Source organism: Paenibacillus sp. J31P13 (assembly GCF_056269295.1).
The window spans coordinates 182355-206966 of record NZ_JBWDNR010000003.1; the positions used below are offsets into that span (position 1 = coordinate 182355).

Annotated in this window: 19 protein-coding genes; 15 read left to right on the forward strand and 4 right to left on the reverse strand. The window is 42.7% G+C overall.

Going from position 1 to position 24612, the window contains the following annotated elements:
• Positions 1-7 precede the first annotated feature (7 nt).
• The 5 genes from AC0YOD_RS11775 to AC0YOD_RS11795 all read left to right on the forward strand — a co-directional run bounded on the left by AC0YOD_RS11775 (position 8) and on the right by AC0YOD_RS11795 (position 5801).
• Positions 8-1093 (forward strand): DUF4832 domain-containing protein, encoded by a 1086-nt coding sequence (locus tag AC0YOD_RS11775; protein WP_475799492.1) that lies wholly within the window; start codon positions 8-10, stop codon positions 1091-1093.
• 49 nt (positions 1094-1142) lie between these two features.
• Positions 1143-2426 carry a Gfo/Idh/MocA family protein gene (locus tag AC0YOD_RS11780; protein WP_475799493.1) on the forward strand — a complete coding sequence of 428 codons (1284 nt, stop codon included), beginning with the start codon at positions 1143-1145 and terminating at the stop codon, positions 2424-2426.
• Between the two features lie 7 nt (positions 2427-2433).
• Positions 2434-3360 carry an ABC transporter permease gene (locus tag AC0YOD_RS11785; protein ID WP_475799494.1) on the forward strand — a complete coding sequence of 309 codons (927 nt, stop codon included), beginning with the start codon at positions 2434-2436 and terminating at the stop codon, positions 3358-3360.
• Positions 3361-3572: 212 nt separating this feature from the next.
• Entirely contained in the window at positions 3573-4256 is a 684-nt protein-coding gene (locus AC0YOD_RS11790) for a carbohydrate ABC transporter permease (RefSeq protein WP_475799495.1), read from the forward strand.
• A 69-nt stretch (positions 4257-4325) separates the two neighbouring features.
• Entirely contained in the window at positions 4326-5801 is a 1476-nt protein-coding gene (locus tag AC0YOD_RS11795; RefSeq protein ID WP_475799496.1) for an ABC transporter substrate-binding protein, read from the forward strand.
• A 115-nt stretch (positions 5802-5916) separates the two neighbouring features.
• On the opposite strand, the gene AC0YOD_RS11800 is transcribed toward AC0YOD_RS11795, so the two are convergent.
• Positions 5917-7209 carry an MFS transporter gene (locus AC0YOD_RS11800; protein WP_475799497.1) on the reverse strand — a complete coding sequence of 431 codons (1293 nt, stop codon included), beginning with the start codon at positions 7207-7209 and terminating at the stop codon, positions 5917-5919.
• Positions 7210-7401: 192 nt separating this feature from the next.
• On the opposite strand from AC0YOD_RS11800, the gene AC0YOD_RS11805 reads away from it, so the two are divergent.
• Positions 7402-7764, forward strand: a complete 363-nt coding sequence (locus tag AC0YOD_RS11805) for a DUF423 domain-containing protein (RefSeq protein ID WP_475799498.1) — start codon at positions 7402-7404, stop codon at positions 7762-7764.
• Positions 7765-7836: 72 nt separating this feature from the next.
• Here AC0YOD_RS11805 and AC0YOD_RS11810 read toward each other — a convergent pair whose 3' ends face one another.
• Positions 7837-10500: a family 78 glycoside hydrolase catalytic domain gene (locus tag AC0YOD_RS11810; protein WP_475799499.1), complete on the reverse strand. Its 2664-nt coding sequence runs from the start codon at positions 10498-10500 to the stop codon at positions 7837-7839.
• Between the two features lie 54 nt (positions 10501-10554).
• A complete protein-coding gene (locus AC0YOD_RS11815) occupies positions 10555-11478 on the reverse strand; it encodes a DMT family transporter (protein ID WP_475799500.1) in 924 nt (307 codons plus the stop codon).
• A gap of 141 nt (positions 11479-11619) precedes the next feature.
• Here AC0YOD_RS11815 and AC0YOD_RS11820 point away from each other — a divergent pair, with 141 nt between their 5' ends.
• On the forward strand, positions 11620-12960 hold the full coding sequence (locus tag AC0YOD_RS11820; RefSeq protein WP_475799501.1) for an aminotransferase-like domain-containing protein: 1341 nt from the start codon (positions 11620-11622) through the stop codon (positions 12958-12960).
• 139 nt (positions 12961-13099) lie between these two features.
• On the opposite strand, the gene AC0YOD_RS11825 is transcribed toward AC0YOD_RS11820, so the two are convergent.
• Positions 13100-13936, reverse strand: coding sequence for a methyl-accepting chemotaxis protein (locus AC0YOD_RS11825; protein ID WP_475799502.1), 837 nt, complete (start codon positions 13934-13936; stop codon positions 13100-13102).
• Between the two features lie 310 nt (positions 13937-14246).
• Here AC0YOD_RS11825 and AC0YOD_RS11830 point away from each other — a divergent pair, with 310 nt between their 5' ends.
• The 8 genes from AC0YOD_RS11830 to AC0YOD_RS11865 all read left to right on the forward strand — a co-directional run bounded on the left by AC0YOD_RS11830 (position 14247) and on the right by AC0YOD_RS11865 (position 24611).
• The gene (locus tag AC0YOD_RS11830; protein ID WP_475799503.1) at positions 14247-15872 is read left to right on the forward strand and encodes a response regulator transcription factor; all 1626 of its coding nucleotides are present in this window, start codon (positions 14247-14249) and stop codon (positions 15870-15872) included.
• A gap of 1 nt (position 15873) precedes the next feature.
• Positions 15874-17658 (forward strand): cache domain-containing sensor histidine kinase, encoded by a 1785-nt coding sequence (locus AC0YOD_RS11835; protein WP_475799504.1) that lies wholly within the window; start codon positions 15874-15876, stop codon positions 17656-17658.
• Between the two features lie 13 nt (positions 17659-17671).
• Complete coding sequence (locus tag AC0YOD_RS11840) at positions 17672-18658, forward strand: substrate-binding domain-containing protein (protein WP_475799505.1); 987 nt, start codon at positions 17672-17674, stop codon at positions 18656-18658.
• 27 nt (positions 18659-18685) lie between these two features.
• A complete protein-coding gene (locus AC0YOD_RS11845; RefSeq protein WP_475799506.1) occupies positions 18686-19981 on the forward strand; it encodes an extracellular solute-binding protein in 1296 nt (431 codons plus the stop codon).
• Positions 19982-20156: 175 nt separating this feature from the next.
• A complete protein-coding gene (locus AC0YOD_RS11850) occupies positions 20157-21527 on the forward strand; it encodes an ABC transporter substrate-binding protein (protein ID WP_475799507.1) in 1371 nt (456 codons plus the stop codon).
• 86 nt (positions 21528-21613) lie between these two features.
• On the forward strand, positions 21614-22516 hold the full coding sequence (locus AC0YOD_RS11855) for a carbohydrate ABC transporter permease (RefSeq protein ID WP_475799508.1): 903 nt from the start codon (positions 21614-21616) through the stop codon (positions 22514-22516).
• A 13-nt stretch (positions 22517-22529) separates the two neighbouring features.
• Entirely contained in the window at positions 22530-23375 is an 846-nt protein-coding gene (locus AC0YOD_RS11860; protein WP_475799509.1) for a carbohydrate ABC transporter permease, read from the forward strand.
• Between the two features lie 30 nt (positions 23376-23405).
• The gene (locus tag AC0YOD_RS11865) at positions 23406-24611 is read left to right on the forward strand and encodes an MFS transporter (protein ID WP_475799510.1); all 1206 of its coding nucleotides are present in this window, start codon (positions 23406-23408) and stop codon (positions 24609-24611) included.
• Position 24612: the final 1 nt, after the last annotated feature.

Below are 24612 nucleotides of genomic sequence, written 5' to 3' on the forward strand. Positions count from 1 at the left end.
CAATTGTATGGGTAAATATTCGCTTGAAAACTATGAGAAGTATAAAGCAATAAAAGTCCGGCCAAACCCGTTGCCGAGAGATGAAAATCATTCAGGAAATGGACAGTTTCAGTATGTTTCATTTTCATGGAGAGATCTGGAGCCAACTAGAGGGGAGTATAGACTCGAAAAGGTGCAGGAAGCACTTCACACAGCAATAAATCCTATACTTCTACTCAAGCCAGACGTACCTCTATGGGTAAAGGACCATGCTAATGATTGTTTTGCAGCCTTTATAAGAAAAGTTGGGAGTTATATTGATTCAAACAGTCGCCTTGCGGGCGTTGTGATATCGACACTGGCTGACGGCAAGGAAGAATGGAATGCCTATATGGACTCATTTGAATCACGGACACTTCTTGCTGATCTGCACAATGATAGACTCATTCATTATTTAAGAGAACATGGCCGTGGATTTGGCTTGCTGGTTAAGGGCAGTGAGGATAATTGGATTGCTTGCTGCGAAGCATTTGCCAAACAAAAGCTGCAGCATGTATGGAAGGGTTACCCGGTTGTCCTTCATGTGGACGATAACGTATGCGGTCCTAATATTAGACGCGAGGCATACCGATGGCATGTAAGTCTTTCTAATTTGGAGATAGGGCTGGGATATGACTTTTCCCTACGTAGGCTGACTTATCCAGAGACCGTTTCAAGTCATGGCAGCTTGCCGCTTCGTTTCTGGTTTGTTAATACAGGGAGCTCTAGGATTTACCGTGAATGTAGTCTTTGGGTGAAATTGCAGCAAGGGGATTTATCTTATGAATTTCCCATGCATGCTCCAACAGAATCATGGTTAACGGGAGACCTTGTTCATAATGAGATTGTACAATTGCCGGATATACAGCCGGGTAATTACACACTAAGCCTCGCACTGTTTTACAGAGACCGATCCTATATTCATTTAAATATACAGAGCAAGGAACAGGATGGGTACTATGAGGCGGGTACTGTGAAAATCGAAATAACAAGTGAAGATCCACTTTTGAATATATGGGATAAGTACTATCCGGAAGGATATTATCCACTGGAAGACCCAAAAGTGCCGGAATAGAAATAGAGAGTGGCTTAGACAAAAAACATACGCGCTGGAGGTATTTGATTTGAAATTAGCATTAATCGGAGCAGGGCAAAGAGGCATGATTTACTCAGAGTACGCGCATAAAAATGCAGAAATTGTTGCGATAGTTGAACCGAATGATGACAGAAGAAAGGCTGCATCAGACCAGTTTGAAATTCCTCTAGAGAAACAATTTCGATCTGTAGATGAATTTTATAGATTAGGAAAAATTTGCGATGCTCTTATTATTTCTTCTATGGACAGAGACCATTATGCGCAGACTATGGAGGCGCTTGACCTTGGTTATGACATTCTTTTGGAAAAGCCCATTTCACCGAGCCCTGAGGAATGTTTAAGAATACAACAAAAAGCAAATGAAAAAGGCCGCAAAGTGATCGTTTGCCATGTGCTCCGATATACCAATTTCTTTGCGGAATTAAAGAAAATCATTGATAGCAAAGAGCTGGGTAAGGTAATAACCATTCAGCATAATGAGAACGTCGGAAATTTTCATATGGCTCATTCCTTTGTGAGGGGAAATTGGAGAAGAAGCGACCTGGCGAGCCCTATCATTATGCAGAAGTCCTGCCATGACATGGATATTCTATCATGGTTAGTAGACAGTGATGCCAAGCGAATTTCTTCTTATGGCGACCTAACTTATTTTAAAGAAGAGAATGCGCCAGCAAACAGTGCGGATCGATGCTTAGACTGTAAGGTTGCTGCAGATTGCCGATTTGATGCAAGAAAAACATACCTCCCAATAAGAGGACAATGGCCGGCTACGACCATCTCTGTGGATCAGACAGAAGAAGGATTATTGAAGGCTCTCGAAACAAGTCCATACGGACGCTGTGTTTATCGATCTGATAATGATGTTTGTGATAATCAGGCTAGCATTATTGAGTTTAAAAATGGTGTTACGGTAACATTTAATTTAAGCGGATTTACAAATAAAATGTATCGTACGATTAAAATTATGTGCGAGCATGGAGAAATTAGAGGTGATGACAGCTTAAATATTATTGAAGTAACTCGTTTTACATCGAATATGGCTGAACAATGTGAACAAACAGTCATCCGGCCGGCTGCTATGGCAGGCGGACATAATGGCGGCGATACAGGACTGATGATCGACTTCTTGGATAATTTGAAAAATCAAAACAGCGACAGCAGATCTTCCATAGACAGGTCCGTAGAAAGTCACATTATGGCATTTGCGGCTGAAAAGGCAAGAGTTACCGGTACTATGATTGATATTGACCAGTTGAAGAAAGAGCTGCAAGAAACAGTAGAGGAAAGTCGCTCGATAACGATGCAAAGGTAGTGATGTAATGAGTTTAAAGGTGAAAGGATTTCTATATGAGATAAAGAAAAACAGAATATTGTATCTCATGTGCGTGCCTGCTCTTATTGTGCTAATAATGTTCAGCTATATTCCTTTTGCAGGGATATGGATGGCATTTACCGATTTTAATGTCGTTGACGGAATATTTGGCAGTAAATTTATCGGCTTGGATAATTTCACCTACTTTTTTTCTAAAAACAGCATGGGGTGGAAGGTTACCTACAACACCTTATATATTAACTTTTTCAGCCTGATACTAGGCATCCTTGTTCCAGTCAGTATTGCTGTATTTTTAAACGAGATACGCAATAAATCATTCAGACGAGTAGCTCAAAGCATGATGTTTTTTCCATATTTCATATCATGGGTTGTAGTAGGGGCTATACTTTACGGGATATTCTCAACCGATGTAGGTGTTGCCAATAATATTTTAGAATTCTTTGGAGCAGATCCGATCAGATGGTACTCAGAGCCGAAGTATTGGAAATGGATCATTATTCTCTCAAGTGTTTGGAAGTGGAGCGGGTATAGTTCTATTCTTTATATGGCTGCTATGGCTAACTTTGATGGAAGCCTATATGAAGCAGCAAAAGTAGATGGCGCTAATAAACTGCAGCGTATTGTTTTCTTAACGATTCCTATGTTAAAACCGACTATCATTGTCTTAACCTTACTGAGTGTTGGACGGATCTTTTATGGTGACTTTGGAATGATTTATGGGATTGTCGGTAATAACCCGGTATTGATTGACGAGGTGACGGTAATTGATACCTATGTTTACCAGTCTATGCGTACTTTGGGCTTTTCTTATTCGACTGCAATCGGATTGTTTCAGTCGCTTATGGGATTAATTCTAATTACTGCAGCAAATAAATCGGCTAAGAAAATAAATGATGGAGAGGGTCTATTTTAATAATGGAAACTAATAGATTGCATGGAGATAGACTCGTAAAGAGCTTGGCGTACTGTTTTATTGGCTTATTTGCACTCGTTTGTCTATACCCTCTTGTGTTGACACTTAGTGTTTCCTTTTCATCCGAACAGGAAATAGTCAGAAAAGGATATTCAATTATCCCTCTGACTCCAAGTTTTGACACGTATAAATATATATTTGTTAATAGTGGTATGAAGATACTGAAGTCTTATGGCGTAACCATCTTTGTAACAGTTGTCGGCACGCTAAGCGCATTGCTGATTACGAGCATGATTGCATTCTCGATATCCATAAAAAAGCTGAGGTACCGTAATATAATCGCCTTTATCAGTAATTTTACGATTATTTTTTCAGCAGGCTTGATTCCATGGTACATGGTTAGCGTGAATTATTATGGATTGAAAAACAGTATTTTAGCTTTAATTATTCCTTCTGTTTTCAGCGTTTGGAATATGTTTTTGATGCGTACGTATTTTTCGAGCATTTCGCCTTCTCTATATGAAGCGGCGGAGATGGATGGAGCTAATTATTTTACGATTTATATTAAAGTAGCCCTTCCTTTAAGTAAGACTGCATTGCTTACGGTGGGTTTAATGTATGCGCTTAATTATTGGAATGATTGGTGGAATGCGCTCATTTTCATTAACGATAAAGATTTATTTCCGTTGCAGTACTATCTCTACAACATCTTATCTAACGTAAATGCGATCAGCTCCGGCCGTATTCCATCTGGGGCTTCAGGCAGCATAACGCTGCCCGCAGAAACAGTAAAGATGGCTATTACGGTTATCACAATTGGACCTATTATTTTCCTATTCCCGTTCATTCAAAAGTATTTCGTTCATGGTATTATGGCTGGCGCAGTAAAGGAATAATCGATATATGGTTTGCAGCCTATCTAGGCTTTATATAGATTAATCAAGAACAAATAGGGAGGGTTATCAATGAAAACAAGGAAAATGCTTATCTTTTTGGTTTTAATGCTAGTGTCCATATCTATGCTAGCAGCCTGTAGCGACAAAAAAGAGGTTGAGGGGAAGGGAAATGAGAAGGGCAAGCTCGAAACGCTTACCATTTTGTACCCGGGTGATGAAAGTGATCGTATGACTGAATTTCTTCAAAATGAATTTTCAGAGAAGATGGCAACAGATCTTGGATTAAAGGTAAAAGTTATTTTTGTGCCATGGTCTCAGTATTGGGAACAAAAAGATATTATGCTGGCTGCAAATGAACCTATTGATCTATATTGGGACGGCCTTCCTGACCTTGCTGCTATCGTTAACAAGAAGCAAAGTTTGCCATTAGATGATCTAATTAAAGAATATGGTCAGGATATGCTTAAAGTTTTGCCAATGGAACAGTTCCAAGGTGCAGTAATTAATGGTAAAATCCAGGGCATTCCATCGGCTTATGCTCCGTCCTCTGCGATGTATCAATTGGTAGCTGTGCGTCAGGATATACTAGAGGCAGTAGGTATGAGCGAAGTGAAAACGGCTGATGATTTAAAAGAGTTTGCAACAAGGGCAAAAGAAAAGTTTCCAGATATGAAAGGACCTGCTGATATTGTCTTTAAACCTCTAACCAGGTATTTTTCCGATGAGCAGTACAACTTTATTGCAGTAGAAGATTTAGTTGTATTTGGAGAAGACAGCAAAAAAGCATTAAGCTATTATGAATCAGATGCTTTCCAAAAAGTAGCGAAATTTAACCGTAGTATGTATGATGCAGGACTATATTCGGAGGATCTAACCATTAAATACAATGAAAGAGACACCCGTATGCAGACAGGTCTATACTTATGGGTTGAAGGATCTCTAGGCAAGGAAATGGAAATCATTAATGCAATAAAGGCAAATGCACCGGATGCTAGAGTTAAAACCTATCTTTTGGCAGACGAAAAACCTCGTTATATTACAGCAACAGGCGGAGAGGTTCTAGGCGTGCCTGTAACTGCTCCCAATCCAGAAGGTGCTATAAAATTTGTGAACTGGATTTATAAATCCAAAGAAAATTATCAATTTGCGCTTTATGGTGTCGAAGGCAAGGATTACGAGATCGTAGATGGAAGAATCAATAAGCTGGCGACTAATGAGTTTTTCTATGAATGGATGTTTAGAAATCAGAATTATCAAATGTTTGCACCGGATGTAGCACAAGAGTCCATAGACAATTATAAAAGCTGGGATGACAAGGCCATTCTATCCGCATCATTGGGCTTCCGATTTAATAATGAAAAAGTAAAATTGGTTGAAACTGCTCTGAAGGAAGTTGCAGGCAAGGACTTAGCTGCTATACGCTCAGGCTTTGTAGATTTTGAGACGGGATATCCGAAGGCCATTAAGAAGCTAAAAGCAGCTGGGATCGATGAGTACGTAGCTGAGATACAGCGTCAGTTGGATGAGTTTTTGGCTAGTAAATAAAGAGAGATCATTTTTTCAACTAAGGATTTATTTTCTTAGACCATTATTGGGGCATGAGTACGGTACTGTTACCGACTCATGCCTTTTCGTTGTGTCTTCATTTAATTGTATACTTTCACCGAGCACTCATCTCTTCGTTCATAGACGATAAGACAGCAGCAGTCCGGCGCTTCTCGCGAAACAACAGAAAGAAGAGCATAGAAGCAGTGACATACAAGGCGCCTGTTATGCTGAACGTAATGGCATAGCCCCAATAGTATCCATAGGTAGCAATGAGATGAGAATGTACAGGTCCCATTGTGGCCCATCCAAGCATAAAGGCTGTCTGCATGCAGGAATTAGCGAGGCTTTGCTTTTTGGCAGAGACCCGATCAATTAAGATAGCCGATTGCAGCGGATTAGCGGCATTCATAAGTGCTTGTCTAAACAGGAAACTAATAGAAGCAACAACTAATAGATTCGTAAAACCTGTTAGCAGCAAAAATGGCAGTGATAGTGTTTGGAAAATAACGATCGCTTTCACTTGTCCAATTCGATTAGCCAGCGACGGACCAATGAGCATGGAGATAATCGTCATCACTTGACCGAGTGAAAGCAACAGGCTCATTGCGCTAAGGGATATCGAGAAACGATTCGTAAAGTATAAATTTAAATAGGGAACGACAAGTCCAGATCCGATGCCTATCATGAGCTGTATAGCGGCGAACTTGGCAATGAATGAATATTCTCCCTGCGATTGTGGCGGTTGATTTACAGAAGGGTCTTTAATCAAAGCCTCTGCGCCTTGCTTCTCGGTAACGATGGATTCCCTGATAGACTGCAAGGGGATAAACGCCGCTATTGCTGCTACACTGCCTGCCAGTAGAACGATTTTAAAAGAAAGCAGCGCATTTATTCCTGCGGCTTGCAAAACATCTACTATGACGCCTCCACCAAGGCTGCCAGCAACCTGGGAGGCGAGTACAAACGCAGAATAGATACTAAATATTTTTAGTCGATCTGCTTTGGCAATATTTTGGGCAAGAAAAGGTATGGCGAGAACTTGAAAGATAGCAGCAAATAAGCCTGTCAGAACCGCCATCGTTAAAAGACTGCTCTCAGACTCAAATAAAGAGCGGCCAGCCAATACGATTCCGCTGCAAAGAGCGCCAATTACGAGCAATCGTTTGCGACTGACGCGATCACCGAATAAGCCAATTGGGATGAAGCATAAGGCTGTTGCGAGTGATTGCATACTAACGATTTTGCCACTCATGGCATCGGGATAACCGAGCTCGTGGATGTACAAATTATATAGTACCGAGAACATGCCTGTTCCAATTTGATATAACATATTAGCTAGAAAGAACAGACGAATGTTACGGGACCAACCTTGCCACTCTGTGGCGGTATTTTGAAAGAATTTCATGCGAGCGCCTCCTGATGCTATTCCAAACAACCTTACTATTCTAGCAAACGTAAATCAATCAGAATTTGTTACAAGGGGAGAGTATGTAATAATTTTCTTCCTAATAGCACAATGACATGAGAATAATTTCCTCTGCCGTTCAATCATGATATGCTAAACGTACAAATAGAAAAAAAGAGATGAGGGATTTAGTTGCAAACATTCGTTATGCTTGGGAGTATTTTGATGGTGTTAGCCGTCGCTATTGGTGCTTTTGGTGCACATATGCTAAAAAGTAAATTAACACCGGATAAACTAAAGGTATATGAAGTAGGTGTACAGTATCATATCGCACATGCATTAGGATTAATTCTAGTCGGGTTTCTTGTCGACCATTATCCAGATTTTCAGATTATCGTGACAGCAGGCTGGTTTTTGGTAGCCGGTATAATTTTGTTCTCGGGAAGTCTATACGTGCTAAGCGTGAAAAAAGCTCGATTTCTTGGTCCTATTACGCCGCTAGGCGGGCTTTGTTTTATGATTGGTTGGATACTTATTGCTGTCGGTGTCCTTTAGGAGCACCTTTAAATAAAAAATCACATCCTCTCTCGGATGTGATTTTTTTTATTACTACATTTCGGCAAAATGCTAATAGCGAAGAATAATATCATATTGTCCCGATAATAGTTCTAGCTCGAGCACTTCGCCGGATAATCGGCAGCCAGCATCTGTAACAGTGTTAGCTGATGCGTTCCCCCAAAGTGTCTCCCCATTTTTAGTTAGACATTTTATGGGGTGAGAAGCGGATGAGTCGAGTTTTACAAGTCCGCTCATCATGCAAGGCAAAGAGAGCTTGATACAAATCGCCTCATTAGTCAATCGTTCCCAGCGTACGGATACGGTTCCTCTGACTGTAGGGACTACAGCTTCGGCAAAGGTTAGATCCTTAGCGAAATAGGGACGAATCAGAGCAGAGGCGAATCCGGGAGCAGTGCTTTGTATACCGACAATATATTCCTGAAGCAAGCGAGCCGGATAGCCGTTCCAAGCATGGCAATGGGACTCGATATCATCCCAGCCCTCCCACATCGTAGCTGCTCCTTGCCCAATCATATAACTCCAGCCCGGATAATCCGGTTTGCTGAGCAGATGATAGGCAACTTCCTGCTGTCCTCCTTCAAATAAAACACGAAGCAGCGGTAAGGATAAGACGGTTTTGCATACCCATGGACTGTCTGCGACAGTGGTTAACATAGCCTTATGTTCTTCCTCAGTCAGCAACCCGGCATAAAGTGCGAGTGCACCAACTCCTTGGTGAGCTGCATCCGAGCCTGAGCTGTCATGAAGCAGATTATTTGCCGCATCGTATAGAAGGGCGAGAATTGCAGCTTGTAGATCGTCTGCTTGTGAAGCATATGCTTTGCTGTCAGCAGTGTGGCCAAGAACCTCGGCGGCATCTGATGTGATACGCAAGGCTTGCCATGCTTTTATTTGCTGAACGGTTAAATATTCGCCCTCATGCTCTACGGTCGGATACGGCCAATCGCTAATATGCCAGCCACGCCCAATAGGAATTAAGCCTGTATCTGGTGATAGAGTGGACATGTAGGCATCAATCATCGCACGCATCGGTATGTAGTAACGCTGTAGCAGCTGAATGTCGCCGCTTGATTGATAAAGCTTCCAGAGCAAGGTTGCGTAATGCAAATCCCATTCAGGTATTTGCAGGAAAAAGTCTGGATGCTCGTAATTGGAAGGAAAGACAAAAGGAAAGGTACCGTCATTCAATTGGCCATCCGCAAAATCCTGCAGTGTTTTGTCCAGTAAATGATAGGCATCAAAGTTATACAGCAGCGTCTCTGCCTGTAAATCCGTATCGGCTAAATATTGCGCTTGCTCGCGATGCGGACAATCGACAATTTGCCCCAACATATTGTTGCGCTGCGTTTGCAGGCTTACATTGAACAGCTTGTTAATAGGTTCGAATGAGCTACGGAAATGCCCGCCTTCTGTAACTCCGGTGCTGATAGAACAAATGGTTAATTGTTCGGATTGGAGCCGCTTCGGGTAACCGGTAATTTCTATATAACGGAAGGCCTTATAGCTGAAATGGGGACTCCATTGCTCAATGCCGCTTCCGCCATGCATCGTATAACAATCATAATAATGAGAGGATTGTTCATTGCACACCTCATGACTAACGCGCCCCTCATTATTAAGTGACTCCGAATATCGCAGCTGGATGGTTACGCCGGCTAGACCAGGCAAGCTGATCCTCGGCCAGCCGGAGATGATTTTTCCGGTATCAAATACTTGTACCAAACCTTCAGCATCGTTCTTAAATGACTCCATTATAGGTGAAGGAATGATAAGCTCAATCTCCCGACTCTCAGGAATTTGCTGCCAATTCAGCTGCCACTGTTCATTATTTACTGCGGCTAATACGGCAGGCTGGCAATTAGCATCGCCATAGTGGGGCAACATCCATCTTGGATCAAGCTTTGAAGCATCGTAATCCTCAATAGCTGATAGACGCCGGTTTTGCTGATAGGGAGTACCAATACGATACGGGATGTTGCAAAGGGTCTGCCAGGACGAATCGGATTTGATTAGCAACGTTGTCCCGTCGGCGTATTCGATATGAAGCTGGAGCAAGAAGCCGGGCAGTCCGTCCACATAATTTTGTCCACTGCCTCCGACATAATGTGCAACGGCGGCAATGCAGTTGACCCCTTCTGCTAGAGTGGGGGTTATATCGTAAGCAAGATAATATTTACGGTTTGGCACACCAGTTGGTGCGGGTGATCCATAATCGCCAATGCGCTGTCCATTTACGTACAACTGGAATATATGATGGGCAGATACAAATAATTTGGCCCGAACAGGCGGGGCTGTAAGCTGGATAGGTTTGCGGAAGTAGGCAAAATCATTCACCTGAACGCTGTCAGTGCGCCATATCCACTGTGCCTCCCAGTCAACGGGAAACAATCCGGTATCCCACCACTGGGGCTCCATTTCACTATAATTTCCTTGGCTGTCCCATACGCCAGCCTGCCACCAGTAGCGAGTATTGCCGACCAGCGATGGTCCTTCGTATGTCATATGAAGTTCTTTACCGAATTGTTTTCCGCTGTCCCACAGTAAATCGCCGCCTTGAAGCCCATGCATAGCAGCAGATACACGTACACAATAAGCGATTGACTCCTCTCCGTTTGCCGTGGCAGCCAGCTGCCAGGAAAAACGGGGGAACAGCACATCGAGTCCTATCGGGGAATCAAGCCCATTAACGAGCGGTTTAAGTATAGTGAGCATGGAGCCTCCTCCTTATCTCGCATAGCTATTTATGGATTACCAAAGAATATACCTTCACTCAGACTTATGTGCTTTTACCTGTTTCCTCAGATTTACTCCGATCACACCTGCAATAATCATGATTGTTCCAGCCCAGTGATACCATTCCAGTTTTTCGTTCAGCAGCAGTACGCCGCCGGCAATCGTAACGACAGTCGAAAGACTGCCAAAGACGCTAACGCGAGAAGCTTCCATTTTAGATAATGCGTAGTTTGAAAGGTAAGAGGTTAAGAGTGATGACAGCACGCCTAGATAGAGCATGGATAAAATGAACTTTGGCTCCTGAAAAGGAGTGAAGTATAAGTGTAAGTTTCCTGCCCAGCTATGCTGTATGATCGCCATTCCGTTAAAAAATATAAATCCGAATAAAGTAATGATATACGTTAAATCCTTTGGACTCCATGTTTTTGTTAATTTTCGTGCACCTACATTATATCCAGCGAGAGATAAGGCAGATAGCAGGATGAGTAAGATACCGATAAAACTAGTGGATGAAATGCTTATGCCAGGCACGGCAAAAATGAACATGATGCCTGCGACGGAAACTAATGTAGAGATACGCTGGAAAATGCTCGTTTTTTCCTTAAGAAAGAGAGCAGCCAGCACTAGTGTGAATATAGGCATTGCCGCTTGCACAATACCCGCTATAGCGGATGAGGCGTATAGAAGACCAAACGCCTGCAGGGCAAAGAATAATGAGGGATATAATAATGCCAGCGGAATGAGTGAAGCCATTTTTGGCAGGCCTGATTTTATTCGCTCCCATCCCGGAAAAGCAAATAGGGAAGCTGCGAGGAATGACAGAGTAAAACGATGGGCTAGCGTATCTAGAGGATTAGATACGGTAAGCGCAATTTTAACGAATATAAATGACAAACCGACAATGACGGCATTAATAATAGCTGCAGTCACTGCTTTTTGAGTCGTTGATAAGTTCATCGGTATGACCTCCAAAGTGTACACGCTTTTAGAAGGACCGGTCCTGTTCTGCTTTTTATTCTAAGGGGATTTTGCTTATGCTACAATGTATATATTATTGATCTGTACCGGTACAGTTAGAGGTTGGGAGGGGCGAAAAGCATGTATAAATACGGTGAACTCATCAATGATTTGGAGCTTAAACTAGCCAGTGATGCGTATCGCGAAGGTGATAAGCTCTCGTCCATTCGGGATCTTGCTTTGCACTATGGGTGCAGTAAAAGCACGGTTATACGGGCACTAGAGGAGCTTCAGGACAAGCATCTCATTTACTCCGTACCGAAGAGCGGATATTTTGTGATGAAACGAAGCGGTAAGCGAAGAGAGGAGAGCTCGCACTGGATTGATTTTACGGTATCGGCACCCGACCCGGATATTTTTCCGTATTTAGATTTTCAGCATTGTATTAATAAGGCAATCGATATGTACCGCAATGATCTATTTATCTACGGAACACCGCAGGGCCTTCCATCGCTTATTCGCGAAATGCAGCGGCAGTTAGCATCTTATCAAGTATTTGCTGATCCTCGTCAAGTTTTTATCACTTCTGGTGTGCAGCAGGCGCTTGGACTTCTAACACGTATTCCTTTCCCAAATGGCAGGCATCGTGTTCTAATTGAGCAACCCGGTTACCATCTCTTTATAGAATATTTGCAAACGTTCGGCATTGAAGCAGAGGGCATTCAGCGGTCCGCGACAGGCGTGGACTTAGATGAGTTAGAGCGGTTATTTAAATATGGTGAATTCAAATTTTTCTATACCATGCCGCGGTTTCATAATCCACTGGGCGTTTCCTATACCAGAACTCAGAAGAAGGCAATTGCTAGGCTTGCAGCAAAATACGATGTATACATTGTTGAGGATGACTACATGGCGGATTTGGAGCAGGACAAGAAGGAGGATCCGATCTATGCCTATGATGATTCCTCACATGTTATCTATGTAAAGAGTTATTCCAAAATCATTTTCCCAGGTCTTCGAATAGGCGTCGCGGTATTGCCTGCGGCACTTTGTGAGGCTTTTAATCGGTTTAAAAAGCTTATGGATATTGATAGCTCTATGCTGTCACAGGCTGCATTGGAGCTGTATTTAAAAAGTGGAATGTTCGAGAGGCACAAGAAAAAGCTTCGTTCCTGTTATGGAAAACGATCCTTGCTTCTGCATGAATCCGTCATGAAATGTATAGATGCCGAGCAGGGCCGTCTACTTACTTATCAGCCACCTAGCCAGTTTGGCGTACATTCCTATTTAAAGCTTGATGATAGCATAAGATCGGAGGGGATCATTCAACGCCTGCAAAAAAAGTTCATTCGTGTCGAAAGCGCAAACCGCAATTATCTCCCTTCTTTTCCGAAAGAAAATATTTTAAAACTCAACGTCTCCAGCGTAAAGGAGCCGGATATTTGTTCTGGCATTAAAGCGATCTTTGAGGAAATACGTTAGCGATGTGAATAATGTTCACTATTTATCATTTGAGGTTTATATGGTATGGAGACAAAGAATCTAAAAATAATCGGTAAAATAATAGAGAAAAGGACACTCGTAAGGTGTCCTTTTCTCTATCCTGTTAAGGTAAAGTAAATTATTTAATACTATTTCCGTTCATTATAGACCGAATAAAAGTATTCATTTCGCCGCTGGCTGCATTCAGTCGTTCGATAGCCTCGCTAAAATGATTAACCAGTTCAGCCTGAGCGTTTGATGAGGACGCAATGGACTCAATCTCATTCTCCATCTGCTTGATCGACTGCTGGACGTTATTCAGTGCAGATTGAATATTCGTTGTCGCTTCTTTGGTGTTAACAGATAGCTTGCGAACCTCTGTGGCGACAACGCCGAATCCAGCCCCGAGTTCCCCCACGCGAGCCGCTTCAATCGCGGCATTTAATCCGAGCAAATTGGTTTGATCGGATATTTGGCGTATAAATGACGTGACCTCGTTGACCTGCTCGGAATCGGCTACCGCTTTACGCGTATTATCTAATATTTGAGAGGAGGAAGCTGATAGCTGCTGAGATTGAGCGGCTACACTCTGAACCATATTCACCAACTGATTGCTGATGGCATCAATTTCGTTTGTAAGCTGCTCTAGCTTTTCTTCATTTTCAAGTGTGTAAGCGATTGCAAATATACCTATGATCTCTTCATTGTCTCCGTAAATAGGTACAGCAGAAGAAACAACGATATATCCATACAAATCCGCTGGAATACGGTTCGTACTGATCTGTCCGTTCAGCGCATTTCGAAGTGTCGGATCCTCTAGCGGGATAGGGCTGCCCTTGCCTATACCGAAATCAACCTTTGCGCTGCGTTCATAGTAATGAAATACCTCTCTATCTGTTATGCCAATCATAATATCCTGCGGGTAAATACGTTTAAAATACGGAGCCGCAAGAACCAAAGCATCAATAACGTTCATAAGTTTCTCTCCTTCATAACTTGCTGATTATATTTACATTATCGGCACCAAGAATTCAGTAAGTTAGAATAATTTTATACGTGAACATGTCATGCTTGAGCACTATGTACGAATTGTTTTTATAGGAAATTGTTACCTTATATTGTAGTATATTAATATATTATTTCGCCCTTTGAGGCGGTCATGGCAAAGTGAATAATAGCATAAAAAAGGAAGGAAATCGGCAATTGTAAGCGTACCGCTTATGATGCATAATTGGGTTATAATGTTATAGCGCTTAAACTTATTCCAACAGACTGGAGATGCTTCAATGTACAAAGTGATTATAGTTGATGACGAAGCGGTAGTCCGGATCGGTTTAAAAAACACAATTAATTGGAATGAGCATGGCTTTGAGTTGATTGGTGACTACGCCAATGGCCGTGAGGCTTGGGACGCGGTAGAGCTAGATAAACCTGAGCTGGTTATTTCCGATATTAGCATGCCTTTTATGGATGGATTAGAGCTGGCTGGTTTGATTTCCGCGCAGTTCCCTTACATTAAGATGATTATATTAACAGGATTCGACGAATTTGAATATGCGCAGCAAGCGATTAGACTGAAAGTATCTGATTTTATTCTTAAGCCGATTACAGCTCAAGAAATTAGACAGCTGCTCGACCGCATTAAAGGGGAGATGGATGAGGAGAAGCAGCGCCGCGAGGATCTTGGCAGACTGAATAATCAACTGAGACAAAGCCTTCCGCTTCTTAAGGAACGGTTTCTTGAGCGTCTGGTTGCAGTAGGGCTTAGAGAAGCAGAAATTGTTGAGCGGTTCGCCTATTTCAATCTGCCGCCGGTATCGCCATTGTATTTGGTTATGGTGGTGGATATTGATGATTTTGGAGATCGCGAGCTTCCATCCTATGAGCATGATTCTGAGTTTTTACGTTTTGCTGCTTTTGATATTTTCCAAGAGACATTAGAGCGCGATCATGTCCTTACGTTCCGTACGCGCGAGGAGCGGATGGTTGCCATTGTTTTCGGACAAGAAAATGAGAGTCTCTTATATGAGCAGGTATTTTCACTTGCAGAGGAAGTACGCTATTTAATAGAAAAGTATTTAAAATTTACGGTTACAATTGGAATAGGCAGAACCTGTGCTAGTGCAGGGCAGCTGCCGTTCTCCTATAAGAGCGCAATGTCCGTACTCGATTATCGTTTTCTATTAGGGAAAAATCGGGTGCTCAGTATTACGGATATTGAAGGCAAGTCTTCTAGCTCTATGCAGATTATGCTGGACTGGGATCGCAAGCTTGCTACAGCTGTAAAAACAGGTGCGATTCAAGAAGCCTACCAGTTAATTGAAATGGGAGTGGCAGAACTGAAAGCCTCAATGGTCCCAGTAGAAGCTTGTATGCTGCAAATGCAAAAGGTCGTGCTCTCTCTATTAAACTCCATTCAAGAGCTTGCTATTCAAGAACATGACCAAACCTTTGAAGAACAAATAAAGCTAATGAATGTATTTAAATTCAAGACGCTAGATGAGGTAGAGGCATGGTTGAAGGAAGTCGTAAGCTCCGTAATCTCCACGATTACAGATAATCGCAACTACCTGACGAACATGCAAATTCATGGCGCAGTAGAGTATATCGATACGAATTATGCTAATGAGAAAATGTCTCTGCAGGACGTATGCCGTCATGTTCTGATGAGTACAAGCTATTTCAGTCTTGTTTTTAAACAGCATACGGGTGAAACGTTTATTGAGTATTTGACTGGTGTAAGGGTCGCCAAGGCGAAGGAGCTTCTTCATAACTCAACGATGAAACTATATGAAATTGCAGAGAAGGTCGGATACAAGGACCCCAATTATTTTAGCATTTTGTTCAAAAAGCATACGGGAATAACACCAAAGGATTATCGAGACAAGCAAATAAAGGGGAGCGGAGCCTAATATGCTCAAAGATCGATTCTTTCCCTTATTCCCGCTGAAAAGTATTCAATCCAATATCTCTCTAGCCTTTTCCATATTAATACTAACGGCGATCGTTCTCACCAGTCTCGTCAGCTATCAAGTGTCGGTTGCTGCTGTTGAGAGAAATTCAAATGGGTACATTGGAGAAATCATCAACCAGGTTAATCTTAATATCCAATCCTATGTCGATAATATGGAGAATATCTCATTGCTTGCCTTAACCAATAAAGACGTGAAGTATTATATCTCCGATAACAGCTTCATTAGCTCAGAGAATCGCCGTACGTACGAGAAACGAATCTCAGATCTATTTCAGGCGATTCTGTATACCCGCAAAGATATCTCCTCCATAATGGTATTTGGCTACAACGGGAGGTTCGTATCTGACCGAAGAATTACAACGTTAAATCCGAACACTCGGCTAGAAGATCAAGAATGGTATCAAAGGGCTAAGGTTGCAGGCGGTCAATCTGTCGTTTCCGCCCCTCATGTGCAAAGCCTAATCGACAATGAGTACCGCTGGGTCGTCTCTTTGAGCCGTGAACTTAAGAATACAGACGGCATAACAGCAGAAGGCGTTCTCCTTGTCGATCTGAACTTAAGTGTTATTAACGATATTTGCTACAACATTGACCTCGGCAAAAAAGGTTATCTCTTCATTGTCGATAATGAAGGGAATATCGTCTATCACCCTCAGCAGCAGCTTATTGAGAGCAAGCTGCGAACGGAACAAATTGCGGGGGTTCTTCAAGCTTCAAGCGGTGAGTCCTTCACCGTTAATGAAGGGGGAGGCAAACGGATCTATTCCGTTCAGGATACGAATTTTGGTTGGAGAATTGCTGGCGTAACGTATGCAGATGATCTGATCGCCAGCAAAGATGATTTACGTAATTCAATCATATTTTATTCCCTATGCGGCTTGGCCTTTTCTTTGCTCATTTCCTTAGGGGTATCCCATCGTTTGTCGAAGCCGATTAGAGTATTGCAGTCGGATATGAAGCAGGTGGAGAAAGGGAATTTTAATATACAGACTGAGATTCGGCAAATGGATGAAATTGGGCAGCTGGGTCGATCTTTCAATCTCATGGTAAGTCGTACAAAATTTCTGATGGAGGAGACCATTCAGAACCAAGAGAACAAGCGAAAGAGTGAGTTGCTGCTGCTTCAATCGCAAATCAACCCTCACTTTCTATACAATACACTGGATTCTATCGTTTGGATGGCCGAGCAAAAGCAGCATGAAGAGGTCGTGCTGATGACCTCCGCTTTGGCGAAGCTGTTCCGTGCAAGTATTACGAAGGATCAAGAATTGGTGCCCATTCGTGTGGAGATCGAGCACATTACGAACTATTTGCTTATCCAGAAGATGCGTTACAACGAGGAGCTCCATTATGTCATTGATATCGATGAATCGATCCACCTCTATAAAACGTTGAAAATATTGCTTCAGCCCTTTGTTGAAAACGCTATATACCATGGGATTCGCAACATGTATGGCATGGGAGATGGACTGATTACGATACGTGGAAGACAGTCCGGTGATCAGATTATTTTCCAAGTCGAGGATAATGGTCATGGTATGACCCAAGAACAGCTAGGGCGTCTTCTCATCAATAATGAAGGAGAAGCTCGTAATCAAGGCATAGGAATCCGAAACGTCAACGAGCGGATTAAGCTATATTTTGGGCATGAATATGGTATAGGGATCAGCAGTGAGATTGAAGAAGGTACCTGCATAACGATAACGATACCCAAACTCGATTAAGAGGTGCTGACTCATGAAAAGGCAACGATTAACCTTATTTTTCATTCTAGCATTAGTTATTATAGCCATATATTCTGTGTTCAATTTAAAGCTGCTCTCCAGTATAAATGAAGAAGAGAGAAGTGTTACGGTCATTTTAAAATCCTTAAATGTTCGTCAGGAATTTTGGCAGGCTGTGAACAAGGGGGCGGAAGCAGCTGCCAAGGAGACGGGACTGGATATTAACGTTGATGGTCCTCTCTCGGAAGAGGATGCGGATATGCAGATTCGTATTTTGGAGGCGGCGATTGAACGGAAGCCGCAGGTTATTGTCATCGCTCCCATTAAGGATGAGCGAATATGGACGACTCTAGCCAAAGCACGCACAGCTGGTATTAAGCTAGTCATAATGAATATGACACCGGATATGAAGCCAGCTCCAGTTGTCGTCTCAAGTGATCACATCGAAGCAGGGCATCTGGCTGGACAGACCGTAATTGAAGAAACAAACGGCTACCCTGTCATTGCCATTATCAGCGATAATGCCAATTCGAATATTTCAGAAGAAAGACTGACAGGTATGCAGCTTGCGCTTGGAGGCTATAAGGACAGCGTATTAGGCACTTATTATGCGGATGATTCCGAGCAACGGGCTTACGAGATTGCTAATAAACTGCTAAATAGCGGCGCTTCTTTTAATACATTCATTACATTGAACGAGTCTGCATCACAGGGAGTTGCCAGAGTCTTAAAGGAGCATGACAAGGTAGATGACATTAATTTGATAGGGTTTGATAGCTCTAGTGATGAGGTTCAGCTGTTGGAGTCTGGTGTAATGAAAGCATCCATCGTACAAAAGCCCTTTAACATGGGCTATCTTGGAGTGAAAACAGCAATCAAGCTCATTGCTGGTGATAAAACCGAGCCCATTACCTATATCGAATCCAATGTAATAACGAAAAAAAATATGTATACGACCGAGAATCAGAAGCTGTTATTTCCGTTCATTACTAGTAAGTAGACCCTCTTTGAAAGGATAAAATAACCTATGCAACGAAAATCCCTTCAAGTGCAGCCTTTTATTGTCGTGGCTATCATTTTGCTTATTCCGCTTATTCTTTCCTCCTGTACCAAGTCTAGTCCGGAGCCCTTTACGAAGCCGAAGGAGGAGCGAACATTAATCCGTTTTGTCGCCTCGGAATATAGTACGGAAACGAAGCCGCTGCTCGAGAAGCTGGTGAAAGAGTTTGGGCTTAAAAACCCCCTAATTGATGTAGAGCTTCAAGTAGCCAACTGGGACATTCTTGACGGTATTTATACGACTATGATTAGCAAAAATCAGCCGCCGGATCTTCTGAATACGAATGTATATGCACACTTTGCTAAAGATGGTTTGCTGAATGATATGGGGGAAATTATGTCCCCTCAATTAAAAGGCAAGCTGTATCCAAATTTGGTTGAGATGGATCAATTGGATGGTGTGCAGTATGCGATCCCTTACGTTGCTACCATGCGGAATCTATATTACAACAGGGAGCTGCTCAAGAAGGCTGGTATTCAAGCACCTCCGACGACATGGTCAGAGCTTGAGGAGGCTGCACGCAAGATTAAAGCGCTGGGCGAAGCAGAAGGGTTCGGCATTGATCTGACCGATAATGAGACACAGGCATCCTTGTCGTATGTCTTCTATGGCTCCGGCGGGTCGTGGATTAAAGATGGGAAGTGGAGCATTAACACGCCGTCTAATGTGGAAGGATTAACCTTCCTCAAAGAGCTGTTTGATAAAGGTCTGACCGATTCGGAACCGACCGTAACGACTCGCGACGAGAAGCAGCGCATTTTGGGCGAGGGACAGCTGGCGATGATGATATCCGGTAATTATTTCACATCCGTTGTCCCAAAGGAATTCCCTTCACTGAAATGGGGGAAAGGACCGATTCCTGTAAAGGACGGCACACCGCCAATGACCTTCGGGGTGCATGACGTGCTCGTTTCCTTCAAGACCGATCATACCAATAAAGAAGCATTATCTAAGTTTTTGGACTTTCTATATGATGATCCAGCCTATGAAGAAATGATTAAACGAGAAGGTTTTCTTCCGGCAACTACGACAGTTGGCACGCGCTTATCGGCGCAGGATAAAACAATGAAAGATGATTTAGAAGCCTTAAGCAAGGCTAAGTTCTATCCCGTTCAGGATCCATCCTGGCAGGCTGTCCTTGATTATACTCGGAAAATGGGGGACGCTGTTCTGTTCGAGGGTGTCACGCCGCAAGAGGCTTTAGACCAGCTCCAGCACTTCGCAGAAACAAAGAGTAATGGGCAAAAAAAGGAAAAGCAATAAAGAAACAGGGTAATGATCTTCTATAATTATACGAAAAAGAAGATAACAAAGAATTCATGGAAGATATTCGATAGAGAATAAGACCCTCCCATTTTATGATGAATAAAGCGCTAGAGAGTTCAACACGAACTCATAAAGAAGCGTAAAAACATCATTCTTGGGAGGGTTTTCTTTAATGATTATGAAGAAAAAAATGGCAGCGCTCGGTATCGCCGTTGTAATGGCCGCCGTATCGCTAGTCGGTTGCGGTTCGAATAATGGTAACAGCGGGACAGCTACTAATGCGCCTACAAAGGAACCTGCTGCTGAAACATCCACTAACACTCCTGCTACCGACGACACTACAGTAAAATTGACAGGCGACTTTGAAATCCAGTACTTTGTTGGCGGATATGGCGACAAATGGTGGAAAAAAGTTATCGCTGATTTCCAAGCTGCTAACCCTGAGCTGAACATTAAAGAATCTGCTGGAGCAAAAATCAATGATCAAAACAGACCTCGTTGGATCGGCGGCAATCCCCCTGATTTCGTATACATCGACGGACCGGTTCTAAACGATCGTCAAATGGTAGAGGACGGCCAGCTAGAGGATTTGACGGATTGGCTGAAGGATGCTAAAAACGTTGACGGCGAGCTGATCACTGATATTCTAGCTCAACCCGCTCAACAATTTGACGGTAAAGTGTATAACATTCCTCTAGTTCTAAACTCATGGGGTATGTTCTGGAATAAAGCGCTCTTCAAAGAAAAAGGTTGGGCTGAGCCAACTGACTTCCAATCCTTCCTTGATGTAAGCGACAAGATCAAAGCGGATGGCATTACGCCGTTCATTCACACAGGTAAATATCCGTACTACATTAACGGTTCGGTTCTATACCCTGCAATCGTATCGGCTAACAACAATGATTACAGCATTCTTCAAGATATGGCAGCTAATAAAGTAGAAGCTTTTGAAAGCCCTGCTGTCCTTGCTGCTTTGAATAAAATCGTAGCACTACGTGATAAAGGCTTTATTGATAAAGCTTCCATCCAAATTAACCACACCGATTCACAAATGCTGTTCCTGCAAAACAAAGATGCTTTTATCCCGAACGGTCTTTGGTTGCCTAACGAAATGGCAAAAGACGTTCCATCTGGCTTTGACTTTGGTTTTATTCCTTCCGTTACACAAGAAGCTGGCGGTAAAGTAGTTGCCAATACATCTACTTCTACAGTAGCTATTGCGAAAAAAGGTAAAAACAAAGAAGCAGCTAAAGCATTTTTGCAATTCATCTTCTCGAAAGACCAAGCATCACAATGGGCTGAGCTGAGCGGCGCACCTTCAAACATTAAAGGTGACATCAGTGCTTCCAACGCTCCAAGCTTCGTTAAAGATGCAGCAAAATATTTGACGGATCCTAACACCGTTGTTATCCCAACGATTACTTATAACGCAGACGTGGATAAAGCGATGATGGATGCGACAGATGCTTTGACGATCAGCAAAATTACACCTGAAGAATGGGTTAAACGCGTTACAGATGTTGTGAAAAAAGTTAGCAAATAATAAGCCTTCAACATAATTAAGGTGGAGGGTGATCGAGGCATAGGCCTCGATCACTTTCTGCGAGTTTACTGGGAGGGATGGGAAGTATGAACTCAGGAACAGCAAAGTGGCAGAAAAATATATTTATTGCATCATTCATCATCCCTACGCTTATCTTTTTTGGCGTATTTACGATTTATCCGGTTGTACAAAGTTTGTATTATTCTTTCTTCGATTGGTCAGGCATGTCCGATACAAAAACGTTTGTCGGCTTCGATAATTTCAAGGAAATGTTCCACGACCCCGTTGTGTGGAGAGCGATCGGCAATGATTACTTTCTTGTTGCAGGCAAAATAATCGGCATTATGATTCTCGCGACATTTTTCGCGGTAGCTCTTACTCGGTTCGGTTTTAAATTGGCTGGCTTTTTTCGATCGATTTTCTTCATTCCGAATGTAATTTCCGTCGTTGTTATCGGCGTATTGTGGAATTTCATATATAATCCGCAGATCGGCTTCTTGAATGCATTTCTATCGTTGTTTACGAAGGAAAAAGTCACGATTACATGGCTCGGTTTTCAAGACCACACGATATGGATGCTCTTGCCTCCGGCAATATGGGCGGGCATCGGGTTTTATATGATTCTTCTCATTGCGGCAATTCAGAGTATTCCTGCTTCCTATTATGAAGCAGCAAACATTGAAGGCGCTGGACAGTGGAAACAATTTTGGAGCATTACCCTTCCTCTCGTATGGGAGCAAATTAAAGTATCCGTTTTGAACATTATGATGACGACCTTGAATGGTTCTTTCGTTATCGTATGGATTATGACCGAGGGTGGACCAGATAACAGTACGCAGGTTATGGGCTCCTACTTGTATCAGATGGCATTTAGACAATTCCATTTCGGATTCGGTGCTGCGATTGGGTTTATCATCTTGGTCCTTTCGTTAATCACGACAATCGTACTTCAGCGGTTAATGCGTCATGAGACCGTTGAGATGAGCTAAGGGGGCTATCAAGATGAATCTACAGATTAAAAATCCGGTCGCTAAGCTAATCATGTATCTTTTTTTGATCCTGTGGGGCATATCGGTTATCTATCCGCTTTTATGGACTTTGCTGGATTCTTTAAAAGACAATGAGCAGTTTTTCTTTAATGCACCTTGGTCCCTGCCTGAATTTCCTTTGATTTGGGAGAACTTCTCGTATGTTTGGAGTAAATATCATTTCAGTACGTATTTTGTCAATTCGCTTGTCATTACGCTTGGCTCGACTCTTCTGGCTTTGCTGTTATCGGCAACGACGGCTTATGTACTGGCGAGATATAAGTTCAGAGGAAGCAATGCCTTATTACTTCTCTATATCTCTTCCATGATGGTTCCTTTTGTATTAGCGCTGATTCCATTATTTTTCTTGATGAATTCATTGGGGTTAATTAATACGAAGCTTGGATTAGTTTTTGTTTATACGTCTAGCTTGCTTGCATTCGGCATATTTGTTCTTGTAGGGTTCTTCAAATCGCTGCCGAAGGAGCTGGAGGAAGCTGCAATTGTTGATGGTGCTTCTTATTATGGAACGTTCTTCAAGGTTATGCTTCCGCTTTCCCAACCAGGCTTGATCACAATAGGCATAGTGAACATTCTAAATATCTGGAACGAGTACATTGTGGGCACGATCCTTATTAATGATCCGCTCCAATATACACTGCCGGTTGAGATTGGGATTATGCAAGCCGAGATGCAATATCGCACAGAGTGGGGACCGTTATTCGCTGCCCTTCTTATTACGATTGTTCCGGTTCTCATTATCTATATCATCTTCCAACGGCAAATCGCAAGCGGAATTACAGCTGGTGCGGTTAAATAAACGGAGTCATCGGGTGGAAGGGTGCGACAGATGTCTAGTGATATGCGCAAGTTGCTGATTATGAACTCGATCAGCTCGATTATTTCGATTTATATCGGGATATTCATCAATTTGTTTATATGGGAGGAAAACCATTCCATAGCGGAGGTTTCTCTCTACAACATGTCTATGTTCATTAGCTGGGGAGTTTCCTTCGCGCTAGCGGCAAAGCTGTTGAAACGATTTTCCATACGTTTGCCCTTGGCGGTTTCCGCGTTATGCGGAGCCGCTGCTTTCACGTATTTAGTATTGGTTCAGTTTGATAATCGGTACCTGTGGATTATCCTGTTAGGCATACCTGTAGGAGCCATGTTTGGCTTGTCGATGGCTTCGCAAAATCTCAGTATTGCGTTGAGAGGCAAAGGGAGTGAATATGCTCCTTATTTTGCTGCGCTAATGGTCATCTCTCAAATTATTTCTGTTGCCGTTCCCTTTGTAGCGGCGAAAGTAATTGATGGATATGGCTACGGGGGCTCCTTTATTTTAATGCTTGTTTTTGTTGCTCTCATGCTAATATTCTCATTTTTTATGCCCAAAATTACATTGTCTACTGCAAATGTGAAGGATGGGAGCTCTTCACTTGGGAAGTTTAGTCTTCGTACGGCTTTCAGCCAACCAGGCTCCAAGTGGATTGTGCTTTCTTTTCTCGCGGCAGGCATTTTTTTGCAATTTCAAAATTTATTTTCACTCCTTTTCACTTTCTCTGTAACCCAAGATAAGCTCTTGATCGCATTGTTGAATATGGTGTATACGGGCTGCTCCTTACTTGGTTTATGGATGTATAGGAAAATAAAAATCAACGAGATGCGCTGGCTATGGATCGGGATGACGCTTCTGGCTGTAGGGTTCATTATCGTGCTACTTCAACACCCTGTCGCTCTCGTTGTTTCGAACTTGCTTACTTCGATCGGGATGTTTTATTTTCTGACGGTCTGGAATGCTCAGCAGTTCCGCTTTATCCAGCATGCCAGTCCAGGAACCCAAGCCTCTTTCCTTGTTTGGAGGGAATGCTTAATGGTAGCGACAAGATGTATTCTGCTCGGATTGACCATGCCTTTAAAGGGTATGGGGGGGACGGGATTCACTCTTGTCATCGGAGTGACGGTTTTCTGCTTGCTCATGATTCCATTCTTTCAACAAAAAGCCAACCTCGCAGGTAAAATGGCCATATCACCAAATAAGTCCACAACCGTATAAC

Bases quoted from the DNA above. Each gene is read 5' to 3' on its own strand.
- AC0YOD_RS11775 (WP_475799492.1), top strand. From the start codon at position 8: ATGGGTAAATATTCGCTTGAAAACTATGAGAAGTATAAAGCAATAAAA.
- AC0YOD_RS11785 (WP_475799494.1), top strand. From the start codon at position 2,434: ATGAGTTTAAAGGTGAAAGGATTTCTATATGAGATAAAGAAAAACAGA.
- AC0YOD_RS11790 (WP_475799495.1), top strand. From the start codon at position 3,573: ATGAAGATACTGAAGTCTTATGGCGTAACCATCTTTGTAACAGTTGTC.
- AC0YOD_RS11795 (WP_475799496.1), top strand. From the start codon at position 4,326: ATGAAAACAAGGAAAATGCTTATCTTTTTGGTTTTAATGCTAGTGTCC.
- AC0YOD_RS11800 (WP_475799497.1), bottom strand. From the start codon at position 7,209: ATGAAATTCTTTCAAAATACCGCCACAGAGTGGCAAGGTTGGTCCCGT.
- AC0YOD_RS11810 (WP_475799499.1), bottom strand. From the start codon at position 10,500: ATGCTCACTATACTTAAACCGCTCGTTAATGGGCTTGATTCCCCGATA.
- AC0YOD_RS11815 (WP_475799500.1), bottom strand. From the start codon at position 11,478: ATGAACTTATCAACGACTCAAAAAGCAGTGACTGCAGCTATTATTAAT.
- AC0YOD_RS11820 (WP_475799501.1), top strand. From the start codon at position 11,620: ATGTATAAATACGGTGAACTCATCAATGATTTGGAGCTTAAACTAGCC.
- AC0YOD_RS11825 (WP_475799502.1), bottom strand. From the start codon at position 13,936: ATGAACGTTATTGATGCTTTGGTTCTTGCGGCTCCGTATTTTAAACGT.
- AC0YOD_RS11830 (WP_475799503.1), top strand. From the start codon at position 14,247: ATGTACAAAGTGATTATAGTTGATGACGAAGCGGTAGTCCGGATCGGT.
- AC0YOD_RS11835 (WP_475799504.1), top strand. From the start codon at position 15,874: ATGCTCAAAGATCGATTCTTTCCCTTATTCCCGCTGAAAAGTATTCAA.
- AC0YOD_RS11840 (WP_475799505.1), top strand. From the start codon at position 17,672: ATGAAAAGGCAACGATTAACCTTATTTTTCATTCTAGCATTAGTTATT.
- AC0YOD_RS11845 (WP_475799506.1), top strand. From the start codon at position 18,686: ATGCAACGAAAATCCCTTCAAGTGCAGCCTTTTATTGTCGTGGCTATC.
- AC0YOD_RS11850 (WP_475799507.1), top strand. From the start codon at position 20,157: ATGATTATGAAGAAAAAAATGGCAGCGCTCGGTATCGCCGTTGTAATG.
- AC0YOD_RS11855 (WP_475799508.1), top strand. From the start codon at position 21,614: ATGAACTCAGGAACAGCAAAGTGGCAGAAAAATATATTTATTGCATCA.
- AC0YOD_RS11860 (WP_475799509.1), top strand. From the start codon at position 22,530: ATGAATCTACAGATTAAAAATCCGGTCGCTAAGCTAATCATGTATCTT.
- AC0YOD_RS11865 (WP_475799510.1), top strand. From the start codon at position 23,406: ATGTCTAGTGATATGCGCAAGTTGCTGATTATGAACTCGATCAGCTCG.